Origin of the sequence: Chryseobacterium rhizoplanae (assembly GCF_900182655.1) — a bacterium.
In the GTDB taxonomy this organism is placed as follows: Bacteria; Bacteroidota; Bacteroidia; order Flavobacteriales; family Weeksellaceae; genus Chryseobacterium; species Chryseobacterium rhizoplanae.
On the sequence record NZ_FXTC01000003.1, the window covers coordinates 406,776 to 423,878 of the forward strand.

The following is a 17,103-nucleotide window of genomic DNA, read 5'->3' on the forward strand; positions in this document are numbered from 1 at the left end:
CAACTACAACAATTTATTAAAATCTCATCATTTTGTCTATTCAAAGTTAACCGCAATGGATAAATTAGAATTTAGAATAGCATTTGGTAAAAGAGTTGAGATGTTTAGGAAAAAGCTGAATTTGAGTTATAGAGAGTTGGCTCAAAAATGTGATGTAGATCATAGTAATATTAGTAAAATAGAAAAAGGGGAAGTAGATCTAAGAATCTCTACTATTCAAGAGCTAGCCAAAGGATTAGATGTGCATCCACAGGACCTATTTGATTTTAAATTAAAGTAAGGAAATTGCTCTTGAACAATTTTTTAATTCATAAATGAATTAAATACCAACTGTCGTTGGTATTTTTATTTTGTAAATATGAAGAGAGTATTTGGGATTTAAAGAAATAAGGTGTTTATATGATTCTCAAGGAAAAAACAGTCCTGGGGATGTGTTTTTTTTCAAAGAATTTGGAGCTACTAACCTAATTCCGTGATGATTAATTATATTTTCAAAAGAAAAAGGAAAAAAAGAAAGCCCAAAATTCATTATGGAAGATTTTAAAAAGCAAGTTTATGATGAAAAATACTACCTGCAAGGTGGAGATTTTTTAGCATATCCTTTGGACCTGAACTTGTCTTTTATAAATCCGAAACAATACCTTTGTTTTCTTTTATGAATTTTTGCCAGTTCTACTGTGACCTCTTTATCTTTTTTCTTTTTTGTTGAACCGGAGTATTTTCGGTATTATATTGTATCCCATGATTATCAAAATTTAATAACGAAAAGATTTCTAAGCTGCTGTCAGGATTTTTAAAAACCTCCGCCAGTGATGAAAAAGGAATATTATTTTTTTCAGAAACTTGTTTACAAATACCGTCAAGTATTGCTAGAATTTTTTCTTCGGTTGTATCGAATAATTTTGGCTGTCTAAATTTTTCAAACTGTATAGCCTTTATAATGGTATCTTTCACTGAATTGAAATAAACCTCCTTTTCTTTCGTGTATGCAGTAACGTTAGACAAAATAAATGACAGCTTGTTTTTTAGTAGTGATACTTCTTTAGTTAGCTCAATATTCTTTTGTTTAAACTCAGTTATTATTTTGGTTTTGGATTGAAGAATTTCTTTATTTTTAAGCAGTTCTGTATTATATGACTTAAAAACTCTCTCATAGTTTTCAATCGTTTTATCTGTTTTTATTTTACGAAAGCCTAAAAAGTCATTTTCTTTTACGATAAGATCTTCAAACTTTTTAGAAGTGAACGCTGCCTTCATTTCAGTTATTCTATTGTTTAGCAACAAAAGTTCTTCTTCTTTTTTTTGAACTTTAAACTCTATGGCTTCAAGCCGTACTTTAGAACCTGAAACACCTCTATCCATTTCCAGACATTCAGCCGTAATATCCTGCATTTTTGAATAGTGAAAGGATTGATGCTTCAATGTTTTTCCAGTTTCTAAATCCTGCCAGTCGGCTACTAAATGAGCATGATAATTGGGTTTCCATTCTTTAGAATCTTTATCATAATGTCCTTCATCCCTATGAATGGCAATTTGAAAAATTCTTATTTTCAGTTCTTCTTCAAGCCTTTTAGAAAGCTTATGCAAATCCTGCATCGTTGTATTTTCTTTAATTACAACTACAGCTTCACGAATCGGCAGTGCATTTTTTTGTAATTTCCTTCCAGACTTTTCCTTGCAATATGCTTCTATTAACTTAAACCTCTGTAAGATTTTATCTCCTATCCAGTACTCATTTTTTCCGGTAAGATCTTTTTTTATATAATCAAAAGTCTTTCTTCTGAAATTGTGCGCTTCGGAATTTGTTTTGACTGCCTTAAAATTGATAGATGTTTTCACGGCAGTAAAATAATTCATATAACCATTATTTATAAATAATAAGATCTACATGGCGTAAGTTTTCATTCATTGTCATAATAATTAAGGCAAAGAATAAATCCGTATCTAGGTGATACGGATTTAGATATGAATGAAAAATGATTTTAAATTAAATAATTTTTTCATTTCTTATTATGTTGACAGTTATCATTTATTTTCTAACTGGTATTTAAAATGAGTCCAATTCAGGACCAGCTTCGAATAAAATGCAATACTAGGATTCTACTAACCTTCGTAGACAGTATTATGTTTAAGAATTGTCTCGTTTTTACTGTAGTTTTCCATTTCACTAACTTTAAATATCATCTCCCTATGATACATTACAATCGAACTAATACATATTAAAGTTTTCATTTCTCAAAACAGTCAGTGCAACTTGTAAAGCTTATTATCAACAATAATTATAGCAACGCTGTGAAACATCTTATTTCAAGTTTGCACTTTTAGCTACATCGAAAAAACCAAAAAATTGAGCTAAATTTCACAGTCTCTCTAATCATCTTTTTATCTCCATGACTTTTGAGATGATTCGTTAAATCTAATGTTTTATAATAAAATTAAAGATGTTAAATATTACATACCATGTTAATCTCTCTAATTTTAAAGTATAAATACCAGAATCTTTTTCAACAATTGCTAAACTTTCGCATTCCGAGTTTCCTCTTCCTTCGTCAAAAATTTCAGGTATATTAATTATTTCAATATCATCTAGAAAAATAATAAAGTCAGATGTTATAAGTCTAATATTTGTTAATAACCAATAATCATAGCTAGAAGCGTAATAACCTAAGACAGGTATTTCATTATCTAGATATAAAACATTATTATTTATTTGTTGTTGTATATTATCTTCTAAATTTTCAAATAAATCTGTCTTAAAAAAATCCTGTTTTATTCTATTGAATTTAGATTTAACAATATTTATGTTCTTTATCATTTTATAAACTTTACTAATTCTATACTATTTTTACTAAGTTCCTTATAAGAATATCCCATGATCTCTGCTGCCCTTGGATTCATTAATCTTGTTTCTACAATATCAACACCTTTTATAACTACCTTATTCATTCCTGCACTTTTAGCTTGACTTTCAAACGCCTTTACAAGCTCGAAAAGACTTTTTCCTTCGTAATTAGCAAGTCCTTGAACAGTTCTATTATAAATACCATTTTCCATTGTAGTCATCCCTCTAACATAAAATCCTTTTACAAATTCGGTTGTATATTCACAGTTATTATGTACCAAAATCTCTTTGTCAGAAACATAGTAATTATGGTTGCCTTCTACTTCAAAGTTATAGACTTTTACTTTCCCATCCAAGAATTTGATGGATTCTACAGGAGAAGTTTTTTTATGCAAGTTAGTAAGAGGCATTCCTTTTACAAGATCTTTAGCTTCTACCCAGTATCCGTTTACATAGAAAGGGTGTTCAGGTGTACAGGTAATTTCTGTACCGTTTAAGAAGATCTTTACTAATGAAGAAGAAGTATTGCGGGATAGTTCTACTACTTTTTTCAGTTCTTTTTTTCCTGTCTTCTCATTGTAGCTCCATACAAGATCTCCTACTTTAATATCCTCAATCTTTTTGCTTCCTTTTTCTAGCGCTACTAATGTACCTTCTGTAAAGCAAATCTTAATAAGACCATTGGTAAGTCTTCCTACAGGACCGCATACAATTTTGCTCATTCCGGCAGCTCTCCATCCTGCAGATAAAAGCTCTCCACCAGCAAGAGATGCAGGTAATTCTAAAAACATAAAGTTTTCAGCTGCAGATACAGACCTTCCTACTTTGGTGTTTTCTATGGCGCTATACAGCAAAGATCTGCTTTGGCTTAAGTTCCATCCCAGTCTGGCATTGTTGACACCAAGATCCATCATAAAACTGTTGTATGATCCCATTCCAAATCCACTGCCTTTTTTTCCAGTTACAATGACTTCAGGAACATAATTTATTGGTTCACCAATACCGCCTTCAGCATAATTGGTATTAAGACTTTGATAACTGCCATCATAACCAAGACTTATACCACTGCCGTCTTCAAACCCCGAACCTGTATTATACCAAGTTCCTTCTCCTAAACCTAATGCCGTTGAAATAAGATTGAAAGGGTTTCCGCCACTACCTCCACCACCATCTCCATATTTTATACCAAGATAATTAGTAGCACCTTGAGGTTTATATGATGAACCAAGAAATCCAAAGGTCTGTCCTGTCGTATCAGTAATATGCCCTGCGTCATCCATCCATCTTCCGTCAGGATCTGTCATTAAAACAGGATTATTATCGACATAAGCAAATGGACTTGTAGAAGTATAGACTTCCGCTAACTGGTCTATTCCGTTCCAACGTCCAATATCCGGCATATACTCTCTCCAGCCGTAGCTATACATACCTGTTTCCTGAAGTTCTTTGCCGTTGTATTTATTGTCCTTATAACTTCCTCGCCCAAAGAATGCATTTCCTGTTTTCAGGTGATTCATCCCAAAAGGATAGTAATCATTAGCATCTGTAATTTCAAGAGCTCCTGCACTGTTTCTTCCGTAAGAAACCCTTACATTCCCCAAATGATCTTTGTATTGGTAAATATACTGATCTTTCTGATAATCATAAAATCCTTCTGCAGTGGGTAAATACTGCAAATCCGGAGTTTTCAGATTAGTGCTAAAGCTTTCTCCTACTGGTTGTACGGTAGGGTCTGTAACAATGCTATAGGCCTGTGGCTGCATTGCTCTGGCGGACATTGAAGAAAGTATCAACGCTTCCGAACCACCACCTGAACCAGAGTTTTCTGTTCTCAGATATTGAAAACCGTCTAAATAGTCCGTAAACCTTTTTGTCGTTGTAAACCCATTAAATCCGGTAATCGTTGTTATATTTTCCTTAGACAGCCTTGTCCCATCTGCTCTGTATTTCGTATTAATGGTAATATCTTCGTTACCATTTTTGTTTAAGTGAAGGTTATTGGGCAGATCCAAATAATTATATTGAATAGAGCTGATTCCTTTATCCAGCATGGTCAGCATATTCCCGTTCAGGTCATATGTGATGGTATTTCCTCCGCCTTCATAGCCCGTCGGGTTTTGGGAAATATCATTGATGTTTGTTGCCTGATTTCCTATATAGGCATAGTCCAGGTTGTCAATTACGGTTGCCGTATTGCTTCCATACTCCGCTACGGAAGTTCTGTACAGACTGCTGATATTTCCGTTGAGATCATACGATAACGATTCCGTATTTTCTTTGCTGTATGGGTTGCCTGGGTTTTGATAATAACCAGCCGTCATCCTGTTCATTGAATCATAAGCATAGCCGTATCTTTTTGGGGTAAGCGAAGGATTTACCCCTACTGCTTCTACTGCTCTCCAATCTATTTCTGTAATGTTTCCATTATATTTCGGAGTTACATTCTTTCCTGCAAACTGTGCCGTATCCGGATTATCGATTCCATTTTTTTTGTTATACTTAATGGCATAGGAAAAAAGCTTTCCTCCCAGATCTGCCAATCCCATCTGGTTTTTATTGATATCAGACAGCCAGCCACGGATATTGTAGGTATAATCTATACTCTGAAGATTATTGCCTACTTTTTTGCTCGTTATTTGAGAAAGCTCATTATAGGCATTTTCAGATAATAATTCTTCAGGTTTATCATCTACCTGATGGTAATGCTGTAAAAGCCTGTTTCCTGAATCATAGACATAACGCTGTTTAATGATTACTCCCTGTTCACCCGGTTTTCTTACATGATACACATTGCTTTTTTGGGGAACACCTACAAAATCAAGTTCAGATTCTGTTTTGGAGTATCCTCCTAAATGATTAATAGAATGCGTTCCAATTACTCTTCCTTTGTGATCATAGTAGACATAATTTTTCGTCCAGTTATCGTCTTCAATATTCTTTACAAGGCTCATTACAGGAAGACTTTTCGTACTTACTGCATTAGCTGTTGAATTGTCAGATAGCGGCACCTTTCCCATAATGGAAGAAGGAAAAGCCGGATTGAAGCTGTATGAAGGATAAGTGTCATAATAGTTAACACTTAACAGTACATTAAGACTGGTAGGAGTAGATACTTTAGTATAATATACAGGCAGGCCATTTAAGACAAATCCTGCGGTAGCAGTTCTGGTTTCATATAAATTGGTATTGATGTTGGCACTGTTTTGCATGGATGCCCTGCCGGCAGGGTTATTGGTGATTCCAGTGTAAATGACTCTTCCAAACTGATCATATTTGGTAAAAAGCCATTGTCCTTTTCCTTTCAGAATGGTATCCTGTGACAAAATAAGTTGATCAGCCTTATTATACACCATATATTCCCAGGATTTTCCCGGGATTTTCTTCTCTACCAGCCTGTTCCAGCCATCATATCGGTACTGATAGCAAAGATTATCCAATACAGTCGGGGTTAACGTAGAAGCAGAAGCTAATGGAGGTATTGTGTATACCATATGACCATATTCGTTATACACAGAATAAGTGTCTACATTCTGGGTTCCGTCTTTTTTTCTTGTTAAGATGACCTGTCCTTTCTTATTTTTGAATTGGGTCGTTATATTACCATCTTCATCCGTAACAGCAGATTTGTATAAAGTGTTCTCCGAATAAGTTCCTGAAAGACTTGGTGCACCATTGGTTCGTCCCTCTACCCAATTTGTTACCACTTTATATATTTTCACTGAATCTGCTGTGTTATTTGCAGCATACGAAAACTGTACGGGATGTCCTGCCCAGTCGTTACCCACTTGTCTTTGTTCCTGTGGTCTTCCCAGCGGAGAAGATTCCAATATTTTTTCGGCATAGATTTTTTCATTTCCGTACAGGGTAGAAGCATTGGAAAGCGGGTTGGCGTATAAAGCTCCGTTTTGTGTCCCTGATTGTGGCACAGGCAGATAGCTTTTTACCTGTCTGCCATAGGTATCATATTCTACGGGAACCGCAATGTCTTTTCCGGAGGGAGTTGCTTTTACTGCTATATTTTGCTTTGCTCTTCCAAGTCCGTCAAAATATTGTACGGATTCTGTTTTTTTGGAGCAATCTTCTGTCAGACAGTTTTTTTCATATACATAGTTCTCTGTCGAACTAAGGGTAGTCTGTGCATAAGTAAAACCAACCACAAACAAATTGAGTAGTAGTATTATTTTTTTCATTGTGTTTAGTTTTTGTAGTTGTATTGATATTCTTTCAGGGTTACTCCGTTCATATCTACAATTTTTTGTAACCTGTTATTAGCATCGTACTTATAAATTGCTCTGATTCCATTGGGAGGGGTTGTTGTAGTCATTCCTATGAGTGGATCATAGGTTATTGTTGTGATCTGAAAGTCCTTCAATGCGGCTGTTTTTCTGAAATTATCCAGCGCAGTAAGTAGTGCCGATTCATTATCAGGATTTTGGGCATCTGCAATGGAAGCATCTACAATAGCCTGAATGTAAGGTGACACTTGTGCATAGGTTGCTCCTTCTATCTTAGCAATAGGCTGTGTTTTGTCATAGCCATATACAATAGCCGTAGGAATTCCTACGGAAGATGTAAACTGCAGAAGATTTCCTTTTTCATCATAGAGATCAAATTTCATAGTCGTTTTTGTAGTTCCATCAATAATGTTGGTAGTTACTACAGAAGTTGGGAGTGTACTGCTTGCATTATCATATTTTGTCTCTGCTTTGGAAGCGGTTTTTCCATCATTTTTTTCTTCCGCAATGACAGGGGCATCTAAAATATGAGCATTGGACAGGTTGGCATATCCGGTTTCAGGATAAGTATAGAATTGCTCTACCGTATTTCCATCAACCACTTTTTTAGTAGATGCTATGCCTAAATTAAACACATTGAAATTGGTTTCTGACTTCTCTTCCATACTTTGTCCGTTATCAAAATAGCTGGTGGAGGTAACCGATGATTTTTTCAGCCATGCTGTTTTGGAAGTTAACGTGTTATTGCTCCAAAGTTGATAATCCTGGGCTCCAGGAATTTCTTCAAATGTGTAATTATTTTCTTCTGAAACCAGAAGTTTATTCTGTGCATCATACATTTCTTTTTTGCCCAGTAATCCTCCGCTTGTTAAAGAGTAATAAGGCCAGTAATCTCCATTTTTAGGATAATCATCAGGGTTTTTATAATAGTACTTCACATGACCGTTGCTATTATCACCCTCCGTTATTTTTACATTTTTATATAATGGATAGCTATCGGCATTGACAGCTGATTCTGGATAGAACAAAACACCTGATGAAGCCTGGCTGTCCGAAAAACTACTATAATCAAATTTTGTAGTTTTTACAGGGGTAGTTTCTGTTTTGCTGTTATAATAATTAATACTGCCAATCCTTATCCCTGCCCCTGTAACCTTGTTAGGGAACGGCTGGGCAATATGTTCTATTCCAAAGAAATTAGCTAAACCTTTACCTCCCGATCCCGTAACCATGAAAGTGTAATTTCCTGGTGACAGATCATACTCTCTTACCGCATATTGGGAAGATCCACAGGCATTTCCATAAATAAACTCGTTACCGTTTTTTATCACATAATCTACATACGTAGGCGTATTGGAATCCCAATATGGTGGCGCAGGGAATAATTCATCGACTCCAAATACGAGATATACTTTTTTAGGCTGTGTTCCTGGAATAGTAAATGTATAATTGGTAGCCTGCTTGGTATTGTAATACAGATCTTTAAATGGAGCAAGATATTGTACTTCCTCATCAATAAAACTATTTCCATTTAGAATAGAATTAACATAATTGGGCTCACTTCTATCCTTATAATATTGGTTAGACTCAAAATTATATTCTATGACTCCTTTGCTCGGAGTAATTACTCTTTTTAAAATTCCTTGGACAACTTTTGGGGTGAAAGAGGGATATAAATTATCACATAAAGAGCTTGGACTCATTCCAGGAGATGAAGCTGCAGCAGAGTCACCATATTCAAATTCTGTTGTCTGTGAAACAGATCCATTCTTATCCAGCTTTTTTAGTTTTGTCAAAGATCTTTTGTATTCAATATTTAATGGATTTCCTGAAGGTGAATAATTATATCCAAATGAAATATATTCAAAATTATAGCCAGAAATCATATGGTTATAATTGTCTTTTAAACTTATTTTTTGAAGCTCATAGGGATCATTCATACCGCCATCCAGAGCAGAATCATATAAATAGTCAAATTCAATTTTTCCAAAGCCAGGAGATGTAATACTTTTTAATTTACAGGTTTGATATACAATCGTTGTGGAACCATTCTTATATTTGATATCTTTCTGATACGTAAAATTGGCAAGTTCCACATTATTGGCATCTTTAATCTGAGATAAAAAGTATGCAGATTTATACACTTTTCCACCAGGTGAATAAATGTTTCTTTCCTGATTGCTTCTGCTGTAATCATTGAAAAAATATTTTATGCCGTTTGCATCGGTTATGGTGAAAGAATCAAGGATAAGGGTTGCGGTATTGCTGGTTCGGGTATATTCGATCTTTACTTTATTGGAAGAAAGATTAATCAGCTCAAAAGTATTAGTGGTAGAATTCCTGATAAATTTGAATTTTCCAGAAATCCCAGGAAGATTGTAATAATAAATGTCATCAAAATTATTTTTAACATAATTACCATTAGTTGTATCATCATACATCTCATCAATATCAAACGTAATACTCCTTGAGATAACACCTCCCGCAAATACTGACCAGCCTGTTCCTGCTTGACTGGCAGGCTCATATTGGGACACATTCATGGGATTGTAAGACAGCCCCACATTTAAGCTCATACTGCTGTTATACGTTGGCAGTCCTAACAAAGGAAATGAAATATCAGTAAGCCCTGTTGCATTAGATATAGGAGTATTGGCATAGGTGGCAAGGGAAGAAACAGACGGTACTGGTCTAGAAGAATCCCCAAAATTAATCTGCTGTTGCTGGGCATAAAGCTGCCCCATACCAGCAATAAGAATTACCAGTGAAATGATTGTTTTTTTCATTATCTCGTGTTTATTTCTTTATTAATTTGGCATTTGCCGTTTTATTATTATCAGTTTTTATAGTAATCAGATAAGCTCCCTGTACCAAAGCCTGGGTATTAATCTTAGTCACTCTATTCTTGGTTTTTATACTCTGAAGCTGTCTTCCACTCATATCATACAGCAGAATATCAGCATCCTTAAAATCGAAACCAATTTCTATGTAAGCATAATCTGAAACTGGGTTCGGATAGATCTTGATATCATATTTTTCAATCAGCTGATCAACCTGTTTATCTCCCACCTTTACAATCTTCCAGTTCTCTTTGCCTAACTCTTCTGCACTGGTTCCTGCCAGAACAATTGAACCATCTCTGTTGAGCTTTAAATCAGAAAGTCTCTCTTCTTTTTGTCTGGATTCTCCTTTCACGTGCTTTCTCCACTGTTCACTTCCATTCTGATCAAGATATAAAATCCAGAAAGTTTCGTCATCAGTCTGTATTCTTCCTTCTGCCTGAGTGTAGCCTCCTAATAAAATTCCTTTGGAAGAGTTGTCATCTGCTGAATGAAGAACGTTCATTCCCATCAGGATATCCCTGTTTTTGAAATTGTAAGCTTTCTGCCACTGTTCATCACCTCTTTCATTCAAAGAAATCAGCCAAAGGTCTGTTCCTTCTTCTATACCTACAGTTTTGTTTCCTGATCTTTCTGATCTGGATTCTCCGCCGATAACAAAACCATTTGAAGTTAATGCGAGGGTTCTGATATGATCATCACCTTTACCACCAAAATTCTTTTCCCATTCTACTTTTCCGTTCTTGTCTAACTTTACAATCCAATAGTCACCTTCACCGAAATTGTCGCTCTGCTTTGAGGTTGCAGGCTTGTCGGTCGAAATATTAATAATGATCGTTTTAACTGATCCACTTCTGGAATAAATTCCAACCAATGCTCCGCCATCTTTCGTTGGAATCATTTTCTCTACTTCGTCTAAACCTTTTCCGCCTAGAATTAATTGGGAGAGTTCTTTTCCGTCTTTATTCAGTCTTGTGATCAAAACATCTTTTGAACCATACCCTTTTGAAGAATTCTGTACGTTACCGGCAACAAAGAACCCTAAGTCTGTAGTTTGAATAACAGCTCTGGCTTCTTCATCTGAAGAACTTCCTAAGGTTTTCTGCCATAATTCATCACCGAATTCATTGATTCTGATCAGCCAGATATCCGATCCTCCTTTCGAATCATCTTTTTTATCTAAACCTTTTCCTGAATAAGAGGTTCCGGCCAATAGAAATCCACCATCCTGTGTTGTGACTGTTGCTGATAAATAATCATGGTTGGATCCTGAGAAGTATTTCTCCCAGACTTCATTTCCTTGTTGATTGAGTTTTACCAGGTGGAAATCATATCCATTATTCTGCTTACTTCCTGATGTCTGGAGCTTACCGCTTTGAATAGAGCTTCCCGTAATAAGATACTGTTGATCGATTGTTGTGGTAATCTGGCTAAGAAAATCCTGGGTAGAGGATTTGATGTCTTTTTGCCATACCACTTCCTGGGCAGAGATTCCCAAGACCGCGCATAAGGTAAATGCACCGATATAGAATTTTTTCATTCCCGTGTTGTTGTTTTCTGAGTTAGTAATTAGTTTCTAAAAACTTCGCGAATTTAACACTTTTTAAGACACCAAAAGCATTTTAATGTGGTATCCTGTAAATTATACAATTAATAATCAAATTCTATCTATCTATCTATCTATCTATCTATCTATCTATCTATCTATCTATCTATCTATCTATCTATCTATCTATCTATCTATCTATCTATCTATCTATCTATCTATCTATCTATGATGTAAAAATATCCATTCACAACGACAAAACTTGTCGTATTATAATAAATTTTGAAAATATGAAAACAAGTATGAAAGGAAAAAGACACAAAATTTATATATTTTACAATTAATATGTACTTGGAAAGTAATTGAAGCAGAAAAACAGAAGGAAGAGTATTCAACAAATGTTATTTCATCCACTTAAAAATTATCAATTAAATCAAATTCATAGGTTCTAAAACAAAATCATCCCAATTCAAAAGTCTCACAGAGCGAAGCAGCAACTTTGTTAGGACCTAAGGACTTTCAAAGTTGCGAATGAGCTCCTAACTTCTCCGCATAGTTGTAAATCGCACGCATTTTTAATAGTCAATAGATCCATTCTTAAAACAGAATTTTGGGAACATTACTTTTATAACGCAGGGGTTTTAATTAATTTTTAAAAAAGTACAAAACGAAGCCATATACATATTGTAGATTTTAAGGTATCCAACTAAAAGGCAGACTTCTTAAAATTATAAGAGCCAAGTAGAAGAACAAATCATGTTAAAATTAAGTGAACGTATCAGTATGCAGGTACTAAATAACAACAGAAAAAAAATTGTAATTCCAATAATATCTCCACCAATAAAGGGCTGATAATTTAGCTTTCATTGATAATCAAAGCCAAACAGTTCCTTGTAAAGCTCTTGTAGAAGCATACCTCACTTTCAGAATTAATTTTCTGAAAAATGAAAATATGCTACATAAAGAAACTGTCAGTAAAGAAATGTGGGAACTTCTTCAAAAACTGATGAAAGAGGAAAGACTAAAAGATTTTACCTTGGTAGGTGGTACTGCACTCAGTCTAATGCTTGGTCATCGTTTAAGTATTGATATTGATCTGTTTACAACTAAGCCGTTTAATGAGAAGTCTATCCTAAACTATCTCTCGGATAACTATCCTGTAGAAGTTAAAAACACATTTGAAAATACATTACTTTTGAAAATATCTGAAATCAAGGTCGATATCCTTGCCCATCAGTATCAATGGCAATTGCCCACAATAATAACAAAAGAAGACATTAGGTTGGCATCCCTCGAGGATATAGGCGCTATGAAACTTCACGCTATATTTCAAGATGGAAGCAGAATAAAAGATTTTGTTGATATACATTTCCTACTGGAACACAATTCCCTTAGGACTTATCTTGATTTTTATCAAAAAAAGTACGGAGGAAATCCCTCAATTGCTGCCTTAAGTTTGCTATATCACGACAATATTGATAGGAATGTACAGGTCAAGATGATAAAAGGTAAAGATATAACCTGGCAAAAGGTAGAAGAGAGACTAAAAAAATCAGTACAGAACCCATTACTTAAATTTACTGAAATCAAAGAGCAAAATCATAAACAAAAGGGACAGGGATTCAAACGTTAAACTTTCATATATCACTATAATTCAGTAAATTTATACTATGAAAACAGGAAATAAAAAAAGACCGCACTTTGATATTGATCCTTCGTTTTTTTGGGATTTTGATTTAGATGCGATGGATCTACATAAAGCCTATAAGTCAATTATTGCCCGTATTGTTGAACGTGGTAATCAAAACGACATTGATAGAATTGTAGAATTTTATACTTACGAAAAGGTAGTCAAAGCAATTCGTGACGAAATCCATTTCCTGCCAAATTATGCAATTGATAAAGCTTTAGAATTTTTTCCGGAACTTAAAAAAGAAGAGATGCTCTGCTATATTAACCGTAAGGATAAACCATATCATTGGATATAGTTAAGAAACTATTTATTTGAGCAATAAATTAAAACCAATTATATTTTTGAGAAAACAATTTCTCGTATTAAAAATTGAAAGGTGCCACATTGAGTGAGGCAACGCTCGGTAAAAATTAGCTTCTTTTTCCTTTTGATAAAAAGAAGCTACTAAAAATGGAACATTCCTATCCAAAAGTGGGGTATTGTCCTCAACCAATTGATGCTTATTTTTGAAAAAAGGCTCAGATTATAAAATCTAACCCTAACTTTTTAACTTACACACTTCGTGGGATAGTGTCAATCGTTAATTAGAAAAAAGTACATTTAGTCTCAAAAACATTTTATCAAGACTATCATAAGCTTGCCAACAAGCATCAGAATAGTTATTAGAAATGGAATTAGGCTCTACTCCTAAATCTATCATTGCTTTATGAAGTCTTGCTTTCGAGTCATTTGCTTTATGAGCGTCTAGCTGTCTAATGCTATTCACAGCTGACAATTCTAATAATGCATTGAAACTTTTATTCTCTAAAACTCTTTTTACAATAATGTCTTTATTAACCAAAGGATCTAATCCGCTTTCCTCCGTAACTTTAATATAGGCTATAATAAGTTCAAGCAACTTTATGCTTCTCAGCTTCTCAGTATCTGAGGCAGGGAAACCTAACATATCTACAATTTTACGTAAAGGCTTTTCTTTCAAATTTTCTCCTAATATGATATATAATTTTTTACATCGGGATATAAATTGTTCTTTAGAAAAGTATTTTAAATCTACATGTTGAGCAATAGCATTAAATTCAGAAAATCCCGACCATCCCGTATATTCAACACATTCTTCATCCAAACTAATTAAATCTTTTGATAGATAGTTGAGTTCTAGCAATCCGTTAAATAGATTAGTTAATATTCGTCCAAACAAAAAGAACTTCCTTATTAAACGTTCTGCTTTTTCAGCAATGTTCTCGCCTTCAATAATTTCGGATGGATGAATCGAAAATTTATTCCAATAGTCAATTACTGTATATCCATTACCTTCGTATAATTTTTTAATTTCAATTTTAATCGCATTTTTTCCAACACGATCACAATGTGTTACTGCCCATTGATTTCTATAGCTTACACTTCCGGACAAAGGATGAACTTCATAATCTTCGTCTGTTTCATATACTGCCAATACTTTATCAGAAACATATACATATTCAAACGGCATTTCATGTCTTGCCCGCCATTCTGTTACCAATCCATCAATTCCCTTCCAATAGTGCCCTGCACCTGTTTCTTCTTTCTCATTATTCCCACTATTTTCTAATAAAAGTTTGAAGCCATTTATTTCTAAGCGAGCTGTATCCTTTTTGTTGTCAAATCTGCTAATCCTTATTTCTAATTGTTTAAATTCTTCTATAAAGTGTTTTTTATTTTTAAGCAGTGTGGAGATTTCTTCGTCTATTACGATATCTCTTTTTATGGTGAATATCTGTACAGCAGCTTTCTTTCTATACGCTAAATAAGTCTCTAAATAATCTTTTTTAATTTTCACATAAGCCTCGGAATAGGTTGGGAATTTATATTCAGAAAGAGGTTTGATTTTTACTATATCATATTGAGGTTCTTTTAAGTCATCCCATAAAATTTCACTATCCAACAAACGTGGTGATAATTTAAAGGCACTTAAAAAGCCCTGATCAACCATGAATGTGGTATGATTACCTGAGCACCAAGAAACAACTAAAGGTTCTGCTTTACTTAATCCTGAAGATTTAGAAAGATATAATGAAAATGAAGGTTTATATTCATAGTCTTCTCTATAGTATGCTCCAGATAGATTTACATAAGGATTAACATGTGATGATTTTATTTTATTAATTAGACTTGGCGAAACTAAAGCGGTATTGATATCAATGGTTTCCTTCAATCCATTCTTATCAATTGTTTTAAGCTCTGCAACAGTAATATGCTCTCCTTCTGTTTGGGTGTCAAACGGATTTCCTATTAGTTTTGATATAATTTTATCTTTATCAAACATCAATATTTTCAATATTTAAATTAATTCTCTCTGAAAGCGTAGAATGAGTAAATTCTCCATATATACCTTCGATAAAGCCCCATTTGAAAAGTGAATTATTGAGATGCAAATGATTACGTCGAATTTCGTCTATGCATCCACGAATAATTGTTTGATGTGAGATATTTTCAAAAAAGCTTTCCCATAAGTCTAGAGTAGGTAGAAAATCATACAGATATCTGCATTGGTCAAAAACAAATACATTAGAGTACATCCAAGTATTTTTTGCCTTGTATTTTATTCCCATAGTTTTTTCTGTATGTGCAATATAAGGATGTCCATAGATACCTAATAACAATTCAATTAATAAATTTTTCATTGGTATGTCACAGGTCAAATTCATATTTCTATCAAAGAAATCAAGTCTAGTAATTATTTCCTTTAGACCTTCTCCACAAATATTATGAATAAAGGTTTTAAAACCAGAATCTACTTCTTCAAAACGTTTTAATAAACTACCTATATACAAAGCATCCTCTATTGTCATTTTTTTTCGATTACTATTGATAAACTGACGTAAAGTATGATCTTTGGGTAAATTATTATTTATTAACCTAACCCAATTTAATAGTGGATAATTGTCAATCGAAAGTATGTAATGTGGTATTTCTTTTAATATCTCATCGGAATAATTTGCATTTATCTTATCCGATTTTATAATTTTCAACTCTTTTTGGAGCAACTGTTCATTAAGTAGATGATTTCTTTGAACAGATCCTAAAGAAGATAATTGCCACATTGGAATTATTTCTGATGCTATTGTTGGTATAAAATGTGTTAAAAAAGTATCATAATAAGAGTCTAAATGTTGGTTTATAAAACTACTATATAATGAAAATGAAGATGATTTTTCTAATGGACTCATTCCGAATTCATCATCTACTGATGGAACCTCATAAAATTCCTTTGTTGCAAACCAGGTAGCTAATATATCACCCCAATTATAATTATCACCTGGTTCTGCAAAATTTGTAATAAACGTAGATAAGCCCGTTAGTCTTTTATTTACAAAAAGTTGCTTAATTATTTCAAGTGGTGACTGTTGTGTCGAAAGAATTGGAGTACAAGCATCAAAATACACTATGTCAAATTCGTGATTTGTTAATTCAAAAAATTCAGCCAACGATCCACGGTGTAATTTGATATGAATTTTATTTTCAATTAATGACTTTAATGCTTCTTTATATATTTTCTTATCCGATTCGATAGCCCAGATATTTTCAAGGATAATACCATTATTACATAAAATTTCTATATCGTTAGCTGGCTCTGGTCCAGAAAGATACAATACCTTCAATTCACTAGCTAATTTAGATTTACATTTTTCTTTATAAAATTTTAACCAATTATTTTTTTCACTTGAAAAAAGCCAATTGTATTGATTGATATATTCAAAATTTTTGTTTCCAAGAAATTTGAAGAACATTTTATTAAAATGGTCTGTTATTTTAATGAAATGTTCTTGAGAAACTAGAAAACTACTGTGCCGTTCGTCTGTTAGTGATTGAATAGCATGCTTAACAAGCTTTTCACGAGCCTCATTTTTTAGGTTCTGTTTATAAGTCTGCATGATTGAATTTTGTATGAAATCTTATATAACTAATTA

Annotated in this window: 10 protein-coding genes; 3 read left to right on the top strand and 7 right to left on the bottom strand. The window is 33.7% G+C overall.

Features of this window, described 5'->3' with window-relative positions:
* The first annotated feature begins 55 nt into the window (after positions 1–55).
* Complete coding sequence (locus FN817_RS10515; RefSeq protein WP_142717863.1) at positions 56–280, top strand: helix-turn-helix domain-containing protein; 225 nt, start codon at positions 56–58, stop codon at positions 278–280.
* Between the two features lie 392 nt (positions 281–672).
* Here the strand turns inward: FN817_RS10515 and FN817_RS10520 are convergent, their stop codons facing one another.
* From FN817_RS10520 to FN817_RS10540, 5 genes are all read right to left on the bottom strand, one after another.
* Complete coding sequence (locus FN817_RS10520; RefSeq protein WP_142717864.1) at positions 673–1,857, bottom strand: hypothetical protein; 1,185 nt, start codon at positions 1,855–1,857, stop codon at positions 673–675.
* A gap of 559 nt (positions 1,858–2,416) precedes the next feature.
* Entirely contained in the window at positions 2,417–2,815 is a 399-nt protein-coding gene (locus FN817_RS10525; RefSeq protein WP_142717865.1) for a hypothetical protein, read from the bottom strand.
* Positions 2,812–7,032: a DUF6443 domain-containing protein gene (locus FN817_RS10530; RefSeq protein ID WP_142717866.1), complete on the bottom strand. Its 4,221-nt coding sequence runs from the start codon at positions 7,030–7,032 to the stop codon at positions 2,812–2,814. Before FN817_RS10530 ends, FN817_RS10525 begins: the two co-directional genes overlap by 4 nt.
* A 5-nt stretch (positions 7,033–7,037) precedes the next feature.
* Positions 7,038–9,863 carry a hypothetical protein gene (locus FN817_RS10535; protein ID WP_142717867.1) on the bottom strand — a complete coding sequence of 942 codons (2,826 nt, stop codon included), beginning with the start codon at positions 9,861–9,863 and terminating at the stop codon, positions 7,038–7,040.
* Positions 9,864–9,873: 10 nt separating this feature from the next.
* Entirely contained in the window at positions 9,874–11,457 is a 1,584-nt protein-coding gene (locus FN817_RS10540; protein WP_142717868.1) for a T9SS type A sorting domain-containing protein, read from the bottom strand.
* Between the two features lie 958 nt (positions 11,458–12,415).
* On the opposite strand from FN817_RS10540, the gene FN817_RS10545 reads away from it, so the two are divergent.
* Complete coding sequence (locus tag FN817_RS10545; RefSeq protein WP_142717869.1) at positions 12,416–13,096, top strand: nucleotidyl transferase AbiEii/AbiGii toxin family protein; 681 nt, start codon at positions 12,416–12,418, stop codon at positions 13,094–13,096.
* A 37-nt stretch (positions 13,097–13,133) separates the two neighbouring features.
* Positions 13,134–13,451: a DUF6922 domain-containing protein gene (locus FN817_RS10550; protein WP_142717870.1), complete on the top strand. Its 318-nt coding sequence runs from the start codon at positions 13,134–13,136 to the stop codon at positions 13,449–13,451.
* A gap of 285 nt (positions 13,452–13,736) precedes the next feature.
* Here the strand turns inward: FN817_RS10550 and FN817_RS10555 are convergent, their stop codons facing one another.
* Both FN817_RS10555 and FN817_RS10560 read right to left on the bottom strand, forming a co-directional pair.
* Positions 13,737–15,458 (bottom strand): hypothetical protein, encoded by a 1,722-nt coding sequence (locus tag FN817_RS10555; protein WP_142717872.1) that lies wholly within the window; start codon positions 15,456–15,458, stop codon positions 13,737–13,739.
* The gene (locus FN817_RS10560; RefSeq protein ID WP_142717873.1) at positions 15,451–17,067 is read right to left on the bottom strand and encodes a hypothetical protein; all 1,617 of its coding nucleotides are present in this window, start codon (positions 17,065–17,067) and stop codon (positions 15,451–15,453) included. The genes FN817_RS10555 and FN817_RS10560 overlap by 8 nt, the downstream gene beginning before the upstream one ends.
* Between the last annotated feature and the right edge of the window lie 36 nt (positions 17,068–17,103).

Bases quoted from the DNA above. Each gene is read 5' to 3' on its own strand.
- FN817_RS10555 (WP_142717872.1), bottom strand. From the start codon at position 15,458: ATGTTTGATAAAGATAAAATTATATCAAAACTAATAGGAAATCCGTTT.
- FN817_RS10545 (WP_142717869.1), top strand. From the start codon at position 12,416: ATGCTACATAAAGAAACTGTCAGTAAAGAAATGTGGGAACTTCTTCAA.
- FN817_RS10560 (WP_142717873.1), bottom strand. From the start codon at position 17,067: ATGCAGACTTATAAACAGAACCTAAAAAATGAGGCTCGTGAAAAGCTT.
- FN817_RS10540 (WP_142717868.1), bottom strand. From the start codon at position 11,457: ATGAAAAAATTCTATATCGGTGCATTTACCTTATGCGCGGTCTTGGGA.
- FN817_RS10530 (WP_142717866.1), bottom strand. From the start codon at position 7,032: ATGAAAAAAATAATACTACTACTCAATTTGTTTGTGGTTGGTTTTACT.
- FN817_RS10535 (WP_142717867.1), bottom strand. From the start codon at position 9,863: ATGAAAAAAACAATCATTTCACTGGTAATTCTTATTGCTGGTATGGGG.
- FN817_RS10520 (WP_142717864.1), bottom strand. From the start codon at position 1,857: ATGAATTATTTTACTGCCGTGAAAACATCTATCAATTTTAAGGCAGTC.
- FN817_RS10515 (WP_142717863.1), top strand. From the start codon at position 56: ATGGATAAATTAGAATTTAGAATAGCATTTGGTAAAAGAGTTGAGATG.
- FN817_RS10550 (WP_142717870.1), top strand. From the start codon at position 13,134: ATGAAAACAGGAAATAAAAAAAGACCGCACTTTGATATTGATCCTTCG.
- FN817_RS10525 (WP_142717865.1), bottom strand. From the start codon at position 2,815: ATGATAAAGAACATAAATATTGTTAAATCTAAATTCAATAGAATAAAA.